The organism is Acidovorax sp. LjRoot66 (genome assembly GCF_964253305.1).
Lineage (GTDB): Bacteria > Pseudomonadota > Gammaproteobacteria > Burkholderiales > Burkholderiaceae_C > Acidovorax.
Genome location: NZ_CAXUQU020000001.1, coordinates 312,238 through 329,212, shown reverse-complemented (window position 1 = coordinate 329,212; position 16,975 = coordinate 312,238). Strand labels below are relative to the sequence as shown.

At 66.7% G+C, this 16,975-nt stretch carries 18 protein-coding genes; 9 read left to right on the top strand and 9 right to left on the bottom strand.

Annotated features, from left to right (window positions below; translation table 11 throughout):
• Positions 1–27: 27 nt before the first annotated feature.
• The 6 genes from ACSQ3Y_RS01495 (at position 28) to ACSQ3Y_RS01470 (ending at position 5,795) form a co-directional block, all read left to right on the top strand.
• Complete coding sequence (locus tag ACSQ3Y_RS01495; protein ID WP_436176200.1) at positions 28–645, top strand: ribonuclease P protein component; 618 nt, start codon at positions 28–30, stop codon at positions 643–645.
• Positions 642–929: a membrane protein insertion efficiency factor YidD gene (gene yidD, locus ACSQ3Y_RS01490; RefSeq protein ID WP_057266919.1), complete on the top strand. Its 288-nt coding sequence runs from the start codon at positions 642–644 to the stop codon at positions 927–929. Before ACSQ3Y_RS01495 ends, yidD begins: the two co-directional genes overlap by 4 nt.
• Positions 926–2,644 carry a membrane protein insertase YidC gene (yidC, locus tag ACSQ3Y_RS01485; RefSeq protein ID WP_436176199.1) on the top strand — a complete coding sequence of 573 codons (1,719 nt, stop codon included), beginning with the start codon at positions 926–928 and terminating at the stop codon, positions 2,642–2,644. Before yidD ends, yidC begins: the two co-directional genes overlap by 4 nt.
• Positions 2,645–2,730: 86 nt before the next feature.
• A complete protein-coding gene (gene mnmE / locus ACSQ3Y_RS01480; protein ID WP_436176198.1) occupies positions 2,731–4,155 on the top strand; it encodes a tRNA uridine-5-carboxymethylaminomethyl(34) synthesis GTPase MnmE in 1,425 nt (474 codons plus the stop codon).
• A 92-nt stretch (positions 4,156–4,247) separates the two neighbouring features.
• On the top strand, positions 4,248–4,739 hold the full coding sequence (locus tag ACSQ3Y_RS01475) for a Crp/Fnr family transcriptional regulator (protein ID WP_057200494.1): 492 nt from the start codon (positions 4,248–4,250) through the stop codon (positions 4,737–4,739).
• Between the two features lie 114 nt (positions 4,740–4,853).
• Positions 4,854–5,795, top strand: a complete 942-nt coding sequence (locus ACSQ3Y_RS01470; protein WP_436176197.1) for a hypothetical protein — start codon at positions 4,854–4,856, stop codon at positions 5,793–5,795.
• Between the two features lie 205 nt (positions 5,796–6,000).
• Here the strand turns inward: ACSQ3Y_RS01470 and ACSQ3Y_RS01465 are convergent, their stop codons facing one another.
• Both ACSQ3Y_RS01465 and ACSQ3Y_RS01460 read right to left on the bottom strand, forming a co-directional pair.
• Positions 6,001–6,303 carry a flagellar basal body protein gene (locus tag ACSQ3Y_RS01465; protein WP_057200496.1) on the bottom strand — a complete coding sequence of 101 codons (303 nt, stop codon included), beginning with the start codon at positions 6,301–6,303 and terminating at the stop codon, positions 6,001–6,003.
• Positions 6,304–6,388: 85 nt separating this feature from the next.
• Positions 6,389–6,778: a nuclear transport factor 2 family protein gene (locus ACSQ3Y_RS01460; RefSeq protein ID WP_057200497.1), complete on the bottom strand. Its 390-nt coding sequence runs from the start codon at positions 6,776–6,778 to the stop codon at positions 6,389–6,391.
• A gap of 127 nt (positions 6,779–6,905) precedes the next feature.
• Between ACSQ3Y_RS01460 and ACSQ3Y_RS01455 the strand changes: the two genes are divergently transcribed.
• Complete coding sequence (locus ACSQ3Y_RS01455; protein WP_436176196.1) at positions 6,906–7,829, top strand: AraC family transcriptional regulator; 924 nt, start codon at positions 6,906–6,908, stop codon at positions 7,827–7,829.
• A gap of 14 nt (positions 7,830–7,843) precedes the next feature.
• On the opposite strand, the gene ACSQ3Y_RS01450 is transcribed toward ACSQ3Y_RS01455, so the two are convergent.
• Entirely contained in the window at positions 7,844–8,776 is a 933-nt protein-coding gene (locus tag ACSQ3Y_RS01450) for a LysR family transcriptional regulator (RefSeq protein WP_436176195.1), read from the bottom strand.
• Between the two features lie 153 nt (positions 8,777–8,929).
• Between ACSQ3Y_RS01450 and ACSQ3Y_RS01445 the strand changes: the two genes are divergently transcribed.
• On the top strand, positions 8,930–10,291 hold the full coding sequence (locus ACSQ3Y_RS01445) for an aspartate aminotransferase family protein (RefSeq protein WP_057200500.1): 1,362 nt from the start codon (positions 8,930–8,932) through the stop codon (positions 10,289–10,291).
• Positions 10,292–10,322: 31 nt separating this feature from the next.
• On the top strand, positions 10,323–11,840 hold the full coding sequence (locus ACSQ3Y_RS01440) for a CoA-acylating methylmalonate-semialdehyde dehydrogenase (protein WP_428003030.1): 1,518 nt from the start codon (positions 10,323–10,325) through the stop codon (positions 11,838–11,840).
• Between the two features lie 59 nt (positions 11,841–11,899).
• Here the strand turns inward: ACSQ3Y_RS01440 and ACSQ3Y_RS01435 are convergent, their stop codons facing one another.
• The 6 genes from ACSQ3Y_RS01435 to ACSQ3Y_RS01410 all read right to left on the bottom strand — a co-directional run bounded on the left by ACSQ3Y_RS01435 (position 11,900) and on the right by ACSQ3Y_RS01410 (position 16,646).
• Positions 11,900–12,457 carry a pentapeptide repeat-containing protein gene (locus ACSQ3Y_RS01435; RefSeq protein ID WP_057266926.1) on the bottom strand — a complete coding sequence of 186 codons (558 nt, stop codon included), beginning with the start codon at positions 12,455–12,457 and terminating at the stop codon, positions 11,900–11,902.
• Between the two features lie 76 nt (positions 12,458–12,533).
• Positions 12,534–13,673 (bottom strand): tetratricopeptide repeat protein, encoded by a 1,140-nt coding sequence (locus ACSQ3Y_RS01430; RefSeq protein ID WP_436176194.1) that lies wholly within the window; start codon positions 13,671–13,673, stop codon positions 12,534–12,536.
• Positions 13,670–15,343, bottom strand: coding sequence for a DUF4384 domain-containing protein (locus ACSQ3Y_RS01425; protein WP_436176193.1), 1,674 nt, complete (start codon positions 15,341–15,343; stop codon positions 13,670–13,672). Before ACSQ3Y_RS01425 ends, ACSQ3Y_RS01430 begins: the two co-directional genes overlap by 4 nt.
• 23 nt (positions 15,344–15,366) lie before the next feature.
• Positions 15,367–15,711: a hypothetical protein gene (locus ACSQ3Y_RS01420; protein ID WP_436176192.1), complete on the bottom strand. Its 345-nt coding sequence runs from the start codon at positions 15,709–15,711 to the stop codon at positions 15,367–15,369.
• A 161-nt stretch (positions 15,712–15,872) separates the two neighbouring features.
• On the bottom strand, positions 15,873–16,226 hold the full coding sequence (locus ACSQ3Y_RS01415; RefSeq protein ID WP_436176191.1) for a hypothetical protein: 354 nt from the start codon (positions 16,224–16,226) through the stop codon (positions 15,873–15,875).
• Between the two features lie 48 nt (positions 16,227–16,274).
• Complete coding sequence (locus ACSQ3Y_RS01410) at positions 16,275–16,646, bottom strand: hypothetical protein (RefSeq protein ID WP_436176190.1); 372 nt, start codon at positions 16,644–16,646, stop codon at positions 16,275–16,277.
• Positions 16,647–16,975 lie beyond the last annotated feature (329 nt).

Below are 16,975 nucleotides of genomic sequence, written 5' to 3'. Positions count from 1 at the left end.
CCGTCAGGTACCAAACGGGGCGTTTGCATGCAACGGCTGAAAACCCGTCCGCAGTTCCAGGCCGCCATGGCGGGGGGCACCGTTTCCCGTACCGCCCATTTTGCGCTGCACCGCCTGGTGTTGGGCGCCGACGGCACTGCCACGACTGGCGGTGCCGTTGTTGCGTCTGGCGATACCAGGGCGGCATCGGTGACTCCGGTTACCGATGCGCCAGCAGCGAAAGCCGCAAAGACGGAACCCCCTTCAGGGCCCGGCGCTTCGCCGCAGGCCCTGTTTGCCGTTCCCGACGTGTGGCTGGGCGCCATGGTGCCCAAGCGCTGGGCGCGCCGCGCGGTCACGCGCAACGCCATCAAGCGGCAGATCTATACCGTGGGCGCCACCTTCGAGGCGCGCCTGCCCCAGGCCGCGCACGTGGTGCGCCTGCGCAGCACGTTCGACCGCAAGCAGTTCATCAGCGCCACGTCCGACCAGCTCAAAGAGGCGGTGCGGGCAGAGCTGTTGCAGCTGTTCGGCTACGCCGCCAAGCGTTCTGGCCCTGGCCAGAGCAAGGGCCAGGGCGCCGGTGGCGAGGCTGGCAAAGCCAGCGGCGCTAGCAGAACCGACAAAAGCCCCAGCGTGCCACGGGTGTCGGTGACTGCGCCATGATGCGTGCGCTGCTCATCGGGGTGGTCAAGGGCTACCGCCTGTTTCTGAGCCCCTGGCTGGGCTCGGCCTGCCGCTTCGAGCCGACCTGCTCCGTCTACTCGCTGCAGGCGCTGGAGCAGTATGGCGCGGCGGCCGGCAGTTATCTCACGGTGCGCAGGCTGGTACGCTGCCACCCCTGGTGTGACGGGGGCCATGACCCGGTCCCGCAAGAATTGCCGCGCAGCATGCGGTTGTTCTCGCGGCTTCAACCTTCCACATCATCTTCACCAAAGAAGTCTTCATGAACGACATTCGCCGCACCATTCTGTGGGTGATTTTTGGCTTTTCCATGGTTCTGCTGTGGGACAAGTGGCAGTTGCACAACGGCAACAAGGCCACCTTCTTCCCCACCGCCGCCCCCGTGGTCGCGCCTGCACCTGCGGGCACCGCCTCTGCTTCGGCAGGCGCTGCGAGCGTGCCTGCCACCACCAATGCGTCGGCGCCCGCCACCGCATCGGCCCAGGGCGCATCGGCCGTGCCCGGCCAGCCCGCTCCCACGGCAGCCCCTGCCACCCGTGAGCGTGTGCAGGTGACGACCGACGTCTACCGCCTGACCTTCGACAGCGAAGGCGGCTCGCTGACCCATGCCGAGCTGCTCAAGCATGCCGACATCGGCGACAAGAGCGGCAAGAACTTCCTGCTGCTCGACGAAAGCGCGAACCGCGTGTACGTGGCGCAGACCGGCCTGATCGGCGGCAACTTCCCTACGCACAAGACGCTGATGACGGCCGTGGCCGGCCCTCGCGAGCTGACGGATGGGCAGGACGAGCTGACCATCCGCTTCGAGTCGCCCGAGCAGGGCGGCGTGAAGCTGGTCAAGACCTGGACGGTGAAGCGCGGCGCCTACGACATCGCTGTGAAGCATGAAGTGGTGAACACCGGCACGGCCCCCGTGTCGCCCGAGCTGTACCTGCAGCTAGTGCGCGACGGCAACAAGCCGCCAGGCGAGTCGTCGTTCTACTCCACCTTCACCGGCCCTGCGGTCTACACCGAGGCCAAGAAGTACCAGAAGGTCGAGTTCAAGGACATCGAGGCCGGCAAGGTCGACATCCAGAAGGATGCGACCAACGGCTACGCCGCCATGGTGCAGCATTACTTCGCCACCGCCTGGCTGCTGGCCGACGGGGTGCAGCGCAACCTGTTCATGCGCAAGGTGGACACCAACCTGTACTCGGTGGGCATGATCACCCAGTTGGGCGCCATTGCCCCCGGTGCCAGCAAGACGCTGGACGCACGCCTGTTCGCCGGCCCCCAGGTCGAGAAGACGCTGGAAACCCTGAGCCCCGGCCTGGAACTGGTCAAGGACTATGGCTGGCTGACCATTCTGTCGAAGCCGCTGTACTGGCTGCTGGACCAGCTGCACAAGATCCTGGGCAACTGGGGCTGGGCCATCGTGGCGCTGGTGCTGCTGCTGAAGATCGCCTTCTACTGGCTCAACGCCAAGGCCTATTCGAGCATGGCCAAGATGAAGTCGATCAACCCCAAGATCATGGAGATGCGCGAGCGCCTGAAGGACAAGCCGCAGCAGATGCAGCAGGAGATGATGCGCATCTACCGCGAGGAGAAGGTCAACCCCATGGGCGGTTGCTTCCCCATCATGATCCAGATCCCCGTGTTCATCGCGCTGTACTGGGTGCTGCTGTCGAGCGTGGAAATGCGCAATGCACCGTGGATTCTCTGGATCCGCGACCTCTCGGCACCGGACCCGTTCTTCATCCTGCCCCTGCTGATGACGGCCAGCTCGCTGCTGCAGACGGCCCTGAACCCCGCGCCACCCGATCCGCTGCAGGCCAAGATGATGTGGTTCATGCCGCTGATCTTCAGCGTGATGTTCTTCTTCTTCCCGGCGGGCCTGGTGCTGTACTGGCTGACGAACAACATTCTGTCCATCGCGCAGCAGTGGCTCATCAACACCCGCATGGGCGTGCCACCGCAGTTCAACCTGCCCAAGTTCAAGTGATCACCGCCTGATCGCTGACTGACCCTGAAAGGCCGCGCAAGCGGCCTTTTTCATTGAACGCCCTACCCTGTAAAGTCACGCCCACCATGCTTGCCCGCCACGCCGACCCCATCGTTGCCATTGCCACTGCCCCGGGGCGCGGTGCCGTGGGTATCGTGCGCGTGTCGGGCAAGGGCATCGCCCCACTGGTGCAGGCCCTGTGTGGGCGCGACCTGCGCCCGCGCGAGGCGCACTACCTGCCGTTTCGCGATGCCGACGGCCAGGCCATCGACCAGGGGCTGGCGCTGTACTTCCCCGCGCCGCATTCCTATACCGGCGAAGACGTGCTGGAGCTGCAGGCCCATGGCGGCCCGGTGGTACTGCAGCTGCTCGTGGCGCGCTGCCTGGAGGCGGCGGCCGCGGTGCAGGCCGAGGGGGGCGCGGCGGTGCTGGCCGGCCTCCGCGTGGCCGAGCCGGGTGAATTCACCGAGCGCGCCTTCCTCAACGACAAGATCGACCTGGCCCAGGCCGAGGCGATTGCCGACCTGATCGACGCCTCGACCTCGGCCGCGGCGCGCAGTGCGAGCCGCTCGCTCACGGGCGCCTTCTCGAACGAGATCCATGCGCTGCGCGATGCGCTGATCCACCTGCGCATGCTGGTGGAGGCGACGCTCGATTTCCCCGAGGAGGACATCGACTTCTTGAAACAGGCCGACGCCCAGGGCCAGCTCGACCGCCTGCAGCAGACCCTGGCCCGCGTGCGCCAGCGCGCGCAGCAGGGCGCGCTGCTGCGCGAGGGCATCAAGGTGGTGATCGCCGGCCAGCCCAACGCGGGCAAGAGTTCGCTGCTCAACGCGCTGGCGGGGGCGGAGCTGGCCATCGTCACCCCGATTGCCGGCACCACGCGCGACAAGGTGCAGCAGACCATCCAGATCGAGGGCGTGCCGCTGCACGTGATCGACACCGCCGGCCTGCGCGACAGCGAGGACGAGGTGGAGCGCATCGGCATCGCCCGCGCCTGGGACGAGATCGCCGGGGCCGATGCGGTGCTGTTCCTGCACGACCTGTCGCGCGCCGACATGGCGGACTACGCGGCCAGCGATGCGGCGATTGCCACGGACATGGCCGGGCGGCTGCCCGCTTCGGTGCCGGTGATCGACGTGTGGAACAAGACCGACTGCGTGGACGCGGCCACGGTGGCCCGGCTGCAGGGCGAGGGCCGCTCGGTACGGCTGTCGGCGCGCACGGGAGCGGGCCTGGAAGAATTGCGCCGCACGCTGCTGGAAGTGGCGGGCTGGCAGTCGGCACCCGAGGGCGTGTACATTGCCCGCGCCCGCCACGTGCAGGCGCTGCAGGCAGTGGCCGCCCACCTGGACGAAGCGCATGCGCAGTTACTGGCGAAAGCCCCCGCACTGGACATCCTGGCCGAGGAACTGCGCCTGGCCCAGAACGCGCTGGGCGCCATTACCGGCGAGTTCACGTCCGATGACCTGCTGGGCGTGATTTTTTCGAGCTTTTGCATCGGCAAGTAGCGGGGTGCGGTGTGCCGGGCACCTTCTTTTGTTGTAAACGGACGTAAACAGCGCTTGTGCGCAACCTGTAACAAGGTTACTTTAAGGTGACCATGAATGTCCTTTCCCCCGCTGCCACCAAAGCCGATCTGCAGGGCCTGATCGATGCCATCGCCCAGGCCAGCGCAGACGACAGCATGACCAACCCGCTGACGCCCGCGCAGTGGGATGTCGTCGCCTCTTACCTGCTGCCCTGCATCATCCCCATGGGCCACGTGCTGTTCACCCAGGGCACGACCGACCGCACCCTGTACTTCGTGGAGAGCGGCAGCCTGAGCGTGCACTTCCAGGACGAAAAAGAGCGCCTGCGCCTGGCCATCGTGGGCCCCGGTTCGGTGCTGGGCGAAGGCGCCTTCTTTTCGCACCGGGCCCGCAGCGCCACGGTGCAGGCCAGCGGGCCGTGCAAGCTGTGGAGCCTGACGGCCATCCGCTTCACCGAGCTGACCAACCGGCAGCCTGCGATTGCGTTGGGCCTGGCCATGGCGGCAGGGTCGGTACTGGCCAAGCGCCTGGGCAATCGCCGTCGTCGCGTTGCGGCGACCTGACACCCCTGTCGGCCGGCAGCCCTTTCGGGACCGGTGGCATCGTTGGGGGCGCAGGGCTCGCGGTACACTCGAATCGCACAACCCACTGCAGGCGCACCCCGAGGAAAGCAAGCCATGTCACTGTTCAGCTGGTTCAGCCGCAAACCGGCACCGACCAAGCCCCGGCCCAATGCGGCATCGGAGACTTCGGGTCTGCTCAACGCCGACGCCACTGTGCCTTTGGCCGCAGGCCGCCAGGGCAAGCCCATGCTCGACCCCGTGCCGCCCGAGCACGCGGCCAACCGCAAGAACGAGCGCATGGAGCGGCGCGAGCTGCTGTACACGGTGGTGCGCGATGCCATGGTGCGTGCCGGCGTGCTTTCGGCCAGCTACAAGTTCAAGGTGCTTTCGCTGGACCAGCGCGGCCGCCAGTTCCTGGTGATGATGGACCTGGCGCGCGAGTACGGCGGCGAGACCGTGCGCTTGTCGGAGATCGAGGCGCTGATCGCCCAGACCGCCAAGACGCGCTACGACATCCTGGTGACCGCCGTGTACTGGCGCATCAATGACCATGTGGCGGTGGGCATTCCACAAAAGGGCATTGCCCCGCTGGGTGCGGCCCTGCCTCTGGGTACGCAGCAGGCCCCTGCTGCCGCCGTGCGGCGCCCGCTGCCGCCGGTATCGGCCCCCGCCCCGCTGACCGCCACGCCTGCGGCTCCCCTCTCGCGCCCGGCGCCCTTGCGGCCCGCAGCCCCCGTGGCAACAGCCCCGGCCCCGCTGACGGGAACGATCGCACCGCGCCCCCCCGCACCGGTGGACTACGAAGCCACGCGCCCCGTGCCGCGTTTCGAGCCCATCGAGGCCGACGAAGTCGCCGCCTTCAAGCGCGCCCTGGCCGATGCTGCTGGCACCAACCCTGCGCCCGTCGTTCCTGCACGCCCCGGCGGCGCCCCGGTGCGTTCGGGCCCCATCCGCCCCCGGCCGCCCAATGCGACGGGTTTCGAGGACACGGAAATGCCCGGTGCCGAAGAGCGCGGCCCGGACCTGAGCAGCACGCAGTACGGTGAGCTGCGCTGAGGATCTTTCGCACAGCGGAAAAACAAAGGCGGCCTTCGAGGCCGCCTTTTTCATTTCTGCTATCCGGGACGCCGCGCATGAAACTGGCGCGGCCCAAGCCAGTGCCCCCGCGCAAGGGCCGCCCCGCCGCGCTGGGGGCGTCCCCCTCCCGACTCGCGCAGCGGGTCGAGAGAGGGGTGAAGGCGCGAAGCGACTCAGGGGGTGACTAAGCCTTCACGTCGAGCAGCGAGCCCATCATCTGGTCCTGGGTCTTCACCACCTGCAGGTTGGCCTTGAAGGCGTAGGTGGCCGAGATCTGCTCCACGGCTTCCTTCTCCAGCGCCACGCCCTCTTCCTGGCTGCGGCGCACGGATCCGGTCACGCCGGCACCGCCCGGGGCGGCTTGCTGGTCCACCACCTCGCTTTTGTAGCGCGGCGTGTTCATGTTGGCCACGTTGTTGGCCGAGGCATCGAGCCGCAACTGAGCGGCCTGCATGCCGGAAGAGCCGATCGAGGAAATGGAGGCCATGGTGGAGTGCTCGCGGTGGCGAAGGATGGCCGGATTATCCCGCGCTGGCGGATTTCACGCGAGACCACCCATCCTGCCGGAATGGTCACTGGCCCCAGAAGCGGTCCTCCTGCGCCGGGTCGCTGGAGAAAAGAAAGACCTCGGCAATCTTGCCATCCGCGATGCGCAGCAAGTCCACACCGGTCTGGTCCAGGCTTGCGCCTGCACGCTCGCCCCGGAAGGTGATGGTGACGGCAACCCAGTCCCCGTTTTGCATGTAGTGCCGGGCCTCTGTGATGGCAAATGTCCCTTGGGAGACTTCCATCATCTTGCCGATCATCGCCCCCACGGCGGCCAGGCCCTGGTGGGTGCCGGAAAACCTGTTGGCGCCGGGCTGGTGCCAGACGACGGTGGGCGATACGGTACTGGCCAGCAGGGCCTGATCGCCCGTCTGGGCGGCTCGGATGTAGTTCTTGGCGATGTCGATGGCGGACATGGGGGCTTTCTGCAGGTGTTGAAGATGGGGTAATTATTGGACTCTTGGTGCGAGAAAGCACGATAGCTCCAAGCCATAGAAAGATACTTATCGGACAAAATGCAGTGAGCACACAACCAAGGAACGTATGGCCCCGAAGCAGGCATGGAACGCCGACATCGAACGGTTCGACTACCGGCCGCCCGGGGCCTACGGGCTGGACCTGGAGGTCTTCCCGATGTCCGATCTGCGCCAGCGCGGCCCCGAGGGCGAGGTCCACCGCACCCACCGTTATGCCTTCCACATGCTGGTGCTGGTCACCCGGGGAAGCTGCACGCAAGTGGTCGATTTCGAACCCGTGCCCTGCGCACCCGGATCGCTGCTGGCCATCCGGCCCGGGCAGGCCCACAACTTCGGGCTGGCAGAGGGTTGGGAGGGGTGGGTCATGCTGCTGCGCCCGGAATTCCTGCTTGCGGCCGGTTCTGCGCCGGCCAGCGACCTGCGCCTGGTGGTCGGGCTGGAGCGGTTTCCCGTGCACCTGGCCCTGGCCGACGGGGAGGCCCGCACGGTGGCGGATGCCATCGTGCAGATGCGCACGGACGCGGCGGCCGATGCGCCTGCGCAGGACCTGCATGCGCTGCTGCGCTACCAGCTCTATGCCCTGCTCACGCGGCTGGCCATCGCCCACCACCAGCGCAGCCAGCGTGGTGACAACCGGGAGCCTGCGAACCACCGCGCCATGCGGCGTTTCGAGCGTTTTCGGCAATTGCTGGAGCAGCGGTTCGCCGAATGGCACCAGGTGGCGGACTACGCCGGCCCGCTGGGGTGCACGGAAAAGAGCCTGGCGCGCGCCACCAGCGCTGCGGCCGGCACCAGCGCCAAGGCCTTCATCGCCGCGCGCATCTGCCTGGAAGCCAAGCGCCTGCTGTTGCACACCGGCGTGCCCGTGGCACGCATCGCCGAGCGCCTGGGCTTCGGCGAGGCAACCAATTTCAGCAAGTTCTTCCGGCGCGAAACGGGCTGCACCCCGGCGGAGTTCCGCCGCCAGCAGGTGGCTGCACCCGGCAGTTGATGAAAAGCCCGCAGTCAGCCCACGCCGTGGGCCCGCACCAGGCACTGCTGGAACGCCTGCGCCGCGCGCGAAGGCTCGGGGGAGCGGCGCAGCAGGCCCACGAACTGGCAGCTGTAGCGCAGCAGCGCGGGCTGCACGGCCTGCATCAGGCCGCGCCGCTCATAGACCTCGGCATAGTGGTCGGGCAGAAAACCCAGGTAGCGGCCCGAAAGGATCAGCGTGGCGATCGACTCCTGGTCGAAGCCCGTGGCGGTGCGCGACAGGCGCGCCTGGTGGCTCAGCTCCATGTTGGGCGAGTGGTAGCCCAGGCCGGCAAAGGGCTGGTTGCGCAGCGCCTCCCAGTCGAGCGAGGCATCGCTGGTGCCGAACAGCGGGTGGCCCACGCCGCAGTACAGCAGCATGGTCTCGGTGAACAGGTCGGTGTACAGCAGGCTTTGCGAGGCGCGGTGCGCCGGGATGATGCCGACCTGGTAGGTGCCGTCGATCACCCCGCGCTCGATGGCGTTGATGGTGCCCACGTGCATCTGCAGGTGCACGTCGGGCGCCTGCTGCGCAAATGCGGCGATGGCCTGGCCGATGCGGGCAGCGGGGTTGGTGGCCGTCTTGTCGAACACGGCCACGGCGAGCTGCCCGCCCATGCGCGCATGGATGTCGTCCACCGCGTTGCGAAAGCCCTGCACCGAGGCCAGCAGGCGCAGCGTCTCGTCGTAGACGCGCTGGCCCTCGGGGGTGAGGGCGAAACCGGCGCGTCCGCGCCGGCACAGAGTCAGGCCCAGCCGGGTCTCCAGGTCCTTGACGTGGCGGCTCACGGTGCTGGTGCCGATGTTCAGTTCCAGCTCGGCTGCCGACATGCCCCCGCACTCGGCCACGGCCTTGAACACCTGCAACAGGCGCAGGTCCATGTCGCTGAGCTGGCCGAGCACGGCGCGGTTTTTGGTGGTGGTCATCGTTCTGGCTCTTTACTTGCATAAATCCGCAAGTAAACATTGATATCGCTCTCTTTGAGAGATTAACACCGGGGACAACAATCCGCACCGAGACCTGCTTTTTTGCCCGGCCTGCTCCCGCTTTGGCGGCCGTTTTTTGCACTGGAGATTCCCATGAGCTTCGTCAACATCGAAAAACCCGCTTCCGACGCTGGCGGCGACCGCCTGGACGCCGCCTGGCTCGACGCGCACTGGATGCCGTACACCGCCAACCGCCAGTTCAAGGCGGCTCCGCGCATGATCGTGGAAGGCAGCGGCGCCTACTACACCGATTCGGACGGCCGCAAGATCTTCGACGGCCTGTCGGGCCTGTGGTGCACGGGCCTGGGCCATGGGCGCCGCGAGATCGCCGATGCCATTGGCAAGCAGGCCATGAAGCTCGACTACGCGCCGGCCTTCCAGTTCGGCCACCCGCTCTCGTTCGAGCTGGCCAACCGCATCAAGGCCATCACGCCCGACGGCCTCGATTACGTGTTTTTCACCGGCTCGGGCTCGGAAGCGGCCGACACTTCGCTGAAGATGGCGCGCGCTTACTGGCGCGCCAAGGGCCAGGCCAGCAAGACGCGGCTGATCGGCCGCGAAAAGGGCTACCACGGCGTGAACTTCGGCGGCATCTCGGTGGGCGGCATCGCGGCCAACCGCAAGCTCTTCGGCCAGGGCGTCGAAGCCGACCACCTGCCCCACACCCAGCCGGTCGCCGGCTCCTTCCACAAGGGCATGCCGCCCACTGGCAAGGAACTGGCCGACCGCCTGCTGGACGTGATCGCGCTGCACGACGCCTCGAACATCGCGGCCGTGATCGTCGAGCCCTTCTCGGGCTCGGCCGGCGTGGTGATCCCGCCCGTGGGCTACCTGCAGCGCTTGCGCGAGATCTGCACGCAGAACAACATCCTGCTGATTTTTGACGAAGTGATCACCGCCTTTGGCCGCTCGGGTGCCTGGACCGGCGCCGAGGCCTTCGGCGTGACGCCCGACATCCTGAACTTCGCCAAGCAGGTCACCAACGGCGCGCAGCCCCTGGGCGGCGTGGTCGCCAGCAAGGACATCTACGACACCTTCATGGCCGCGGGTGGCCCCGAGTACATGCTGGAGTTTCCGCACGGCTACACCTACTCGGCCCACCCTGTGGCCTGCGCCGCCGGCATCGCCGCGCTGGACCTGCTGCAGAGCGAAGACGCCATCGGCCGCGTGAACGCGCTGAGCCCGCATTTCGAGCAGGCCGTGCACAGCCTCAAGGGCAGCAAGCACGTGCTCGACATCCGCAACTACGGCCTGGCCGCGGGCATCACCATCGCCCCGCTGCCGGGCGAGCCGGCCCGCCGCCCCTACGAGATTGCAATGAACTGCTGGAAGAAGGGCTTTTACGTGCGCTACGGTGGCGACACCATCCAGCTGGCACCCCCCTTCATCAGCGAGAAGGCCGAGATAGACCGCCTGGTCAACGCCCTGGGCGATGCCCTGGCAGAGACCGCTTGAGCCCGCCATTTTCTATCCCAATATTGTTGCCATGAACCACGACAAGAACGTCACCACCACCATCGGCCACCTGATCGACGGCCAGATCGTTGCCGACACGGAGCGCACGCAGCCGGTCTTCAACCCGGCCACGGGCCAGTCCACCTCCAACGTCGCCCTGGCCAGCAAGGCCACGGTGGAGCGCGCCATCGCCTCGGCCGAGGCGGCCTTCCCGGCCTGGCGCAACACGCCGCCGCTCAAGCGCGCCCGCGTGATGGGCAAGCTCAAGGTGCTGCTCGAAGAAAACGCCGACAAGATCGCCGCGATGATCACGGCCGAGCACGGCAAGGTGCTCAGCGATGCGCACGGCGAGCTGCAGCGCGGCATCGAGAACGTGGAGTACGCCAGCTACGCACCCGAGCTGCTCAAGGGCGAGCACAGCCGCAACGTCGGCCCCGGCATCGACTCGTGGAGCGAGTTCCAGGCGCTGGGTGTGGCGGCGGGCATCACGCCCTTCAACTTTCCGGCCATGGTGCCGCTGTGGATGTGGCCCATGGCCGTCGCCTGCGGCAACACCTTCGTGCTCAAGCCCTCCGAGCGCGACCCGAGCAGCACGCTGTTCATCGCCCAGCTGGCGCTGGAAGCCGGCCTGCCCCCGGGCGTTCTCAACGTTGTCAACGGTGACAAGCTGGCCGTGGACACGCTGCTGCAGGATGCGCGCATCAAGGCCGTGAGCTTCGTCGGCTCCACCCCCATCGCCGAGTACATCTACGCCGAAGGCTGCAAGAACGGCAAGCGCGTGCAGGCCCTGGGCGGCGCCAAGAACCACGCCATCGTGATGCCCGACGCCGACATCGGCAATGCCGTGAGCGCCCTCATGGGCGCCGCCTACGGCAGCTGCGGCGAGCGCTGCATGGCCATCCCGCTGGTGGTGGCCGTGGGCGACGAGGCCGGTGATGCCGTGGTGGCGGGCCTCAAGGTCGAAATCGCCAAGATGAAGGTCGGCCCCGGCACCGACAACGGCAACGACATGGGCCCTCTGGTGACCAAGCCCCACTTCGAGAAGGTCAAAGCCTATGTGGACAGCGGCGTGGCCGAGGGCGCCACGCTGGTGGTGGACGGCCGCGGCGTGACCGTGCCCGGCCACGAGGAGGGCTACTTCCTCGGTGCCTGCCTGTTCGACAACGTCAAGCCCGGCATGAAGATCTACCAGGAAGAGATCTTCGGCCCCGTGCTCGGCGTGGTGCGCGTCAAGACGCTGCAGGAAGCCATGAAGCTCATCGACGACCACGAGTACGGCAACGGCACCTGCATCTTCACGCGCGACGGCGAGGCCGCGCGCTATTTCACCGACCACATCCAGGTCGGCATGGTGGGCGTGAACGTGCCCCTGCCCGTGCCGGTGGCCTACCATTCGTTCGGCGGCTGGAAGCGCAGCCTGTTCGGCGACCTGCACGCCTACGGGCCTGACGCCGTGCGCTTTTACACCAAGCGCAAGACCATCACCCAGCGCTGGCCCTCGGCCGGCGTGCGCGAAGGCGCGGTGTTCAGCTTCCCCAGCAGCCGCTGATCCCGGCGTGCCCACGCAAGAACGGCCCTTCGGGGCCGTTTTTCATGCGCTGGCCTGGTTCAACAGGCGGCGCGGCAGCGCCTTCCGTCGGTCCAGGTCGCGCCTTCGAGCTGTGCCGCATCCAGGTCCACGTTGACCATCTTCGCGCCGGAGAGGTTGGCGCCGCGCAGGTCGGCCTGCTCCAGGTTCACGTTGACCAGCTCGGCGCCGCGCAGGTCGGCGCCCGAGAGGTTGGCGCGCGACAGGTCCACGTTGGTGAACTTGCGGCCGGCCAGCTGGGCGCCTGCGAAGTTGCGGCCCGAGAGGTCGCTGTTCACGTAGTCCCCGCTCTTGCCGCCCTTGCCGGGCTTGGCATTGGAGGAGTTGGTCACCGTGGTCGACGCGCCCTGCACCACCACGCGGCCGCTGCCGCCGCCGATGGTGGTTTCCACGCGGGCATTGCCGTCCGTGGCGGTGATGATCTGCTGGCCGTTGACGATCACCGAGGCGTTGTTGTCGCCGGCGATCACCGTACCAGAGCCATTGGAGGCCAGGTTGCGCTGGGCATGGGCCATGGGCATGCAGGCGGCCAGGGCGGCCAGGCCGACCAGTGCGCTGGCAAAGGTGTTGTTCGTCATGTGTCGGTTTCCTTCCGTCGGTTGTTCGATGGGCCGGTGTCCAGGCCCGCTCCTACCCAGGAGCGCGGGCTGGACTTTAAGGGGGTGTGGCGCTGGCGTCGGTAACAGGCGGTGTCCAACGTAAGCTGGTGAGATTCCACAGCGGGTCTTCGCTGCGCCGGGGGCGGTCGGACATCAGATCCCGGCCTTCCTTGCCGCCCGCGCCATCGGTCTTGGCGCTGATGCGCGCAGCCAGCTCTTCCATCCAGGCGGCGTCCACGCCGCGCGCCGAGTTGTCGCGCGACGAGCGGCTGAAGATCAGCGCCAGGAATTCGCGTGCGCTGCGCGATCCGCCGTCGGCTGCGCGCCGGTACAGCTGGATGGCCTGGGCGAAATCACGCTGCACGCCGCCCTTGCCCTGGTGGTACAGCTGCGCCAGCTGCAAGGTGGCATCGGCGTTGCCGTCGTCCGACAGGGTGCGCAGCCGGGCCAGGGTGGACGATTCGCTGGAGCGGTTCTGGCGCTCCAGGCGCAGGTAGTTGGCGCGGGCCGGGTTGTACCCCTGTGCCGCCGACAGCACATACATCTCGCGCGCCCGCTCGACGCTGCCGTCGAGCTCCCAGGCCACGGCCAGGTCGTTCATGGCCAGCGGGTCGCCGTCCTGGGCGGCCTGCTCCAGCAGGCGGCGCGCGTCGCGCAGCTTGCGCGGGCCGGTGATCTGGCCTTCGAGCAGCGATTCGACATAGGTGGCGCGCACCAGGCCGGCCGCGCGGGCCTTCTGCAGCCATTCGCGGGCCACCGACAGGTCGCGCTGGCCGCCGGCATTGTCCACGCCCAGCAGGTAGCCATAGCCGGCCATGCCGCGCACGTCGCCGGCATCGGCGGCGCGGCTCCACCAGCGGCGCGCGGTGGCGGCGGCCTGGGGCAGGCCGGGGTTGGTGTGGTAGTACATGCCGACCTGCACCATGGCGTCGGCATCGCCGGCGTTGGCTGCCTCGATCAGGCTGTTGAGCACCTGCTCGGTGTTGGCCGAGGGCAGACGCAGGGAGCCGCCGGGGGTTTGGGGCGTGCGGCTTGCACCGCCCTGGGGGGCTGCGGCGGGCTGCGAGGGCAGCTGGATCACCGCATGCGCGGCGCCAGCGGCGGCTACGCAGCAGGCGGCCAGGGACCAGCGCAGGGCCGTCCTGCGTGCCCGGTCGGCGGGCGCGCCCTGGGGTTGCAGTGGGGCGGTTTTCATTTACGGGGCCGGTTGGGGGTGTTGCCGCGGATGGGCTCTGCGGCCGGGGCCTGCACGTTCCAGTCGAGCGAGGTGCTCATCACGCCGACGCCGGCCTGCTCGAAGGCGCCCTGCACCTGGGCCAGGCTGGTCACGCTCTTGATCGGCTCCAGGTTGGCGCTGGTCAGGGCAGCAGGGATCTGGCCCTTGAGCGGCTGGGCCGTCATGGCGCAGAACATGTTCTCGGTGCCGCCGCGTGCCGTCTCGATCAGGAAGGAGTTGGGCTTGCTGATGTCGGGGATCAGCACGCTGGTGCGCCCCTGCACGGTGGCCGATGGCTGCATCGGGTTCGGGTAGACCTGGCTGATGGAGCCGCCCGCGTCCTGGTAGTAGCAGTACAGGTAGCCGGTGCGCGGCGGCACCACCCGCACCACGATGGATTCGCCTACCTTGAGGTCGCGGTCCTTGCGGCCCACCATGCTCAGCGCAATGCTGCGCGGGTCGGGTTCGTTGGCCGGCAGGCCGCTGGGGCGTGCCACCAGCTTGTCATCGGCGTACTCGGGCTTGCGCAGCTTGCCTTCGGCCGACATGCCCACGAAGCTGCGCATCAGCCGGGTATAGGTCTCGAAGTTGACCACGCCCACGGGGGTCAGGTCCTGCGAGGCCTGGTACTGGGTCACGGCCTTGCGGAAGGCGGGCGAATCCGTGCCATCCGTCGCGCCGTTCCAGATGCCATGGGTCTGCAGCACGCGCTGCGCCAGGGTCCAGCGTTCGGCCACGCTGGCCTCGTCGAACCAGGCGCGCATCTGGCGCAGGAACTCGGGGTGGTTCTGCTCGTAGTCGATGCAGTCCCAGTACGGCACTTTGGCCCACTTGCCCACCAGCTCGATGGCGGCCAGGTCCACCAGCAGGCGGATGGCGGCACCGGCGCCCTGGTTGTTGTCGGCCGCCACTTCGTACTGCACACCCACGCGGTAGATGTGCTTGGGCAGGCCCGTGGCCTTGGCGCCGATCTCCACCGCCTTGCCGCCGGTGGCCACGATCAGCTCGTTGGCCGACTCGATGCCCGAGTACAGAGTGCGCGTGTTCATGTCCCCCAGGTGCAGGTCCAGCCCGACGGCGCTGCCCAGCACGTCCCAGCTGTAGCCGGTGTCGGTGGCGGCGGTGGAGATGCCCAGGCTTTGGCGCTTGGAGACCACGGTCTTGTCGCCGAAGCTGATGGCGCCCGAGATGTAGATCTGCGGCTTGCGCAGCTCCATCTGGTTGTTGTTGAGCAGCAGGCTGGTGAGGGTCTGCACCGTGTCTTGGCGCAGGGCGTCCACCTCGTAGTCCACCACGCGAAAGGCCTGGCTGGTGCGCGACATGCGCGACAGGGCCGTGATCAGCATCTCCTTGGTGCCCGTGCTGAACAGGCCCGAGGGGTCGGGGATGGATTTGACGGCGATCAGCGTGGTGGGCGTGTTCTCGGCGGCCAGCATACGGTCCATGCAGGCCAGGCCTTCGCGCAGCACGGAGCCCGATTTGCTCGGCGTGACCAGGGGGGCCTGCTCCACGGTGCCCTGCTCGATGATGTTCACGCGGTCGCTCACATTGGGCTGTATGGCGCAGCCAGACATCAGTAGCGCCAGGCCCGACAGGGCCAGAAGGTGGCGCGGGCGGCGCGGGTGGTGGGTGCTGTTGTTGTTCTTCATGCTGGAAACCGATGGTGGTGGGGTTATTTGCAGAGATTGATCACGGGGCCCTGCACCACGATGACCTGGTCGTTGTTGGCAGTGCCGAAGCGGTTGCCGATGCCGCTGTCGCCCTCGGGCACCTTGGGCGCGCCGATGTTGGTGGCGCAGCTGCTGCCGCTGGGGCCGGTGACGAGCTTGCGGTCCACCGTGGCCAGGGTGTCCTCGGCGTCGATGCGGGTGCGCGAGAGCACATTGGTGACCTTGGTGCGCGAGGCGGGGTCCAGGCCGCTGCGCCCTGCCGGAGGCTTCTGGACGGGCGTCTGGGCCAGAACGGACAAAGATGCGGCGCCGGCCAGGCACAGCGCAGCGAGACGATGGGTTTTCATGGTGTGCTTCTCCTCTTTTTGGAACCTGTGCAAAGCCTTCTGCATTCGGGTCGGTGCTTGGGCCAAAAGGCTTTGGACAGGGAGGCCAGGGCGCGCAGCAGCGCTACTGCGCGCCTTGTTCTTCTGTCTTGAAGGATCAGGGCGACGAACGCGCCCTGGAATTACTTGCCGTCGTTGGAGGCGAGGTTCTGTTCGGCCTTGGAAGCACCGAAGGCCATGTTGGCCACGGCGCCGTTCTTCACGGAGACTTCCTGGTTGTTGTTGCCGCCGATCTTGACGTTGCCCTTGTTGGAAGCCAAGTTCTGCTTGGCCGTGGAAGCACCGAATGCCATGTTGGCCACGGCGCCGTTTTGCACGGTTACCTTCTGGTTGTTGTTGCCTCCGATTTTCACTTCTGCGTGGGCAGCGCCAGCGACGAGGACCAGAGCGGAAATAGCCAGTGCGAAAGTCTTTTGCATAATGAACTCCATTGATAACGATAAAAAGAAAGGCGCCAAATAGATAATGGCTGCCACGGGAAAATCCGGTTGATCTTCAATAACCGACCGGAGATTTTGGCGAAATTATCTTCCGCCAATATTCACGACACTTTTCACGCCTTTGCCAGTGGCCTGGTTGAGCACAGGGCCCTGGATCGATATGACCTGGGTGCCGGAGCCGGCACCGGGCCCCGTGCGGGAGGCGATATTCAATTCGCTGTGGGCGCCGAAGGTCGCGGCATTCAGGACGGCACCCCGCACCACCACCTGCTGCGAATTGCCGCTGATGACCTGGGCGCCCTGGGTCGACGAGATATTCATCACGGCGGTGCCGCCCGTAGCGGCCACGTTCGCGGCGCCGCCGCTTAACTCGACAGTCTGTTGATTGCCGCCACTGTGGGCGAATGCGGGGGCCAATGCCACTGCCGCGATCCAGGGAGAAATCAGATGCTTCATTCCAGATGTCCAATCCACTGATGTTCTGCTTGCTGTTAATCGCATTCAGGTCGCTGCCTGTTTTTGTGCCGCGCTGTGTTTGCGATTTGTTGGACGAAGATTAACAAGGAACTTTTTGATTTGTTCATGTCCAAGGGCAGTTTCAATCCCGTTCGTGACAAATTCATTAAATTCGCACGGTTTTCGCAGAAGTTCCTCTATTTGCGGAAAACTTCTCGAAATCAGTCGATACGCCGCATTTGCGTTGAAACATATGCAACAAAATGAAAGAAAAACACAATATCCATTAGGTCAAAAAAACGTCTGGATGCAAATCACAAAAATACATA

What these genes read in the sequence shown, in the direction of transcription:
- ACSQ3Y_RS01495 (WP_436176200.1), top strand. Translation starts at nt 28, where the DNA reads ATGCAACGGCTGAAAACCCGTCCGCAGTTCCAGGCCGCCATGGCGGGG.
- yidD (WP_057266919.1), top strand. Translation starts at nt 642, where the DNA reads ATGATGCGTGCGCTGCTCATCGGGGTGGTCAAGGGCTACCGCCTGTTT.
- yidC (WP_436176199.1), top strand. Translation starts at nt 926, where the DNA reads ATGAACGACATTCGCCGCACCATTCTGTGGGTGATTTTTGGCTTTTCC.
- mnmE (WP_436176198.1), top strand. Translation starts at nt 2,731, where the DNA reads ATGCTTGCCCGCCACGCCGACCCCATCGTTGCCATTGCCACTGCCCCG.
- ACSQ3Y_RS01475 (WP_057200494.1), top strand. Translation starts at nt 4,248, where the DNA reads ATGAATGTCCTTTCCCCCGCTGCCACCAAAGCCGATCTGCAGGGCCTG.
- ACSQ3Y_RS01470 (WP_436176197.1), top strand. Translation starts at nt 4,854, where the DNA reads ATGTCACTGTTCAGCTGGTTCAGCCGCAAACCGGCACCGACCAAGCCC.
- ACSQ3Y_RS01465 (WP_057200496.1), bottom strand. Translation starts at nt 6,303, where the DNA reads ATGGCCTCCATTTCCTCGATCGGCTCTTCCGGCATGCAGGCCGCTCAG.
- ACSQ3Y_RS01460 (WP_057200497.1), bottom strand. Translation starts at nt 6,778, where the DNA reads ATGTCCGCCATCGACATCGCCAAGAACTACATCCGAGCCGCCCAGACG.
- ACSQ3Y_RS01455 (WP_436176196.1), top strand. Translation starts at nt 6,906, where the DNA reads ATGGCCCCGAAGCAGGCATGGAACGCCGACATCGAACGGTTCGACTAC.
- ACSQ3Y_RS01450 (WP_436176195.1), bottom strand. Translation starts at nt 8,776, where the DNA reads ATGACCACCACCAAAAACCGCGCCGTGCTCGGCCAGCTCAGCGACATG.
- ACSQ3Y_RS01445 (WP_057200500.1), top strand. Translation starts at nt 8,930, where the DNA reads ATGAGCTTCGTCAACATCGAAAAACCCGCTTCCGACGCTGGCGGCGAC.
- ACSQ3Y_RS01440 (WP_428003030.1), top strand. Translation starts at nt 10,323, where the DNA reads ATGAACCACGACAAGAACGTCACCACCACCATCGGCCACCTGATCGAC.
- ACSQ3Y_RS01435 (WP_057266926.1), bottom strand. Translation starts at nt 12,457, where the DNA reads ATGACGAACAACACCTTTGCCAGCGCACTGGTCGGCCTGGCCGCCCTG.
- ACSQ3Y_RS01430 (WP_436176194.1), bottom strand. Translation starts at nt 13,673, where the DNA reads ATGAAAACCGCCCCACTGCAACCCCAGGGCGCGCCCGCCGACCGGGCA.
- ACSQ3Y_RS01425 (WP_436176193.1), bottom strand. Translation starts at nt 15,343, where the DNA reads ATGAAGAACAACAACAGCACCCACCACCCGCGCCGCCCGCGCCACCTT.
- ACSQ3Y_RS01420 (WP_436176192.1), bottom strand. Translation starts at nt 15,711, where the DNA reads ATGAAAACCCATCGTCTCGCTGCGCTGTGCCTGGCCGGCGCCGCATCT.
- ACSQ3Y_RS01410 (WP_436176190.1), bottom strand. Translation starts at nt 16,646, where the DNA reads ATGAAGCATCTGATTTCTCCCTGGATCGCGGCAGTGGCATTGGCCCCC.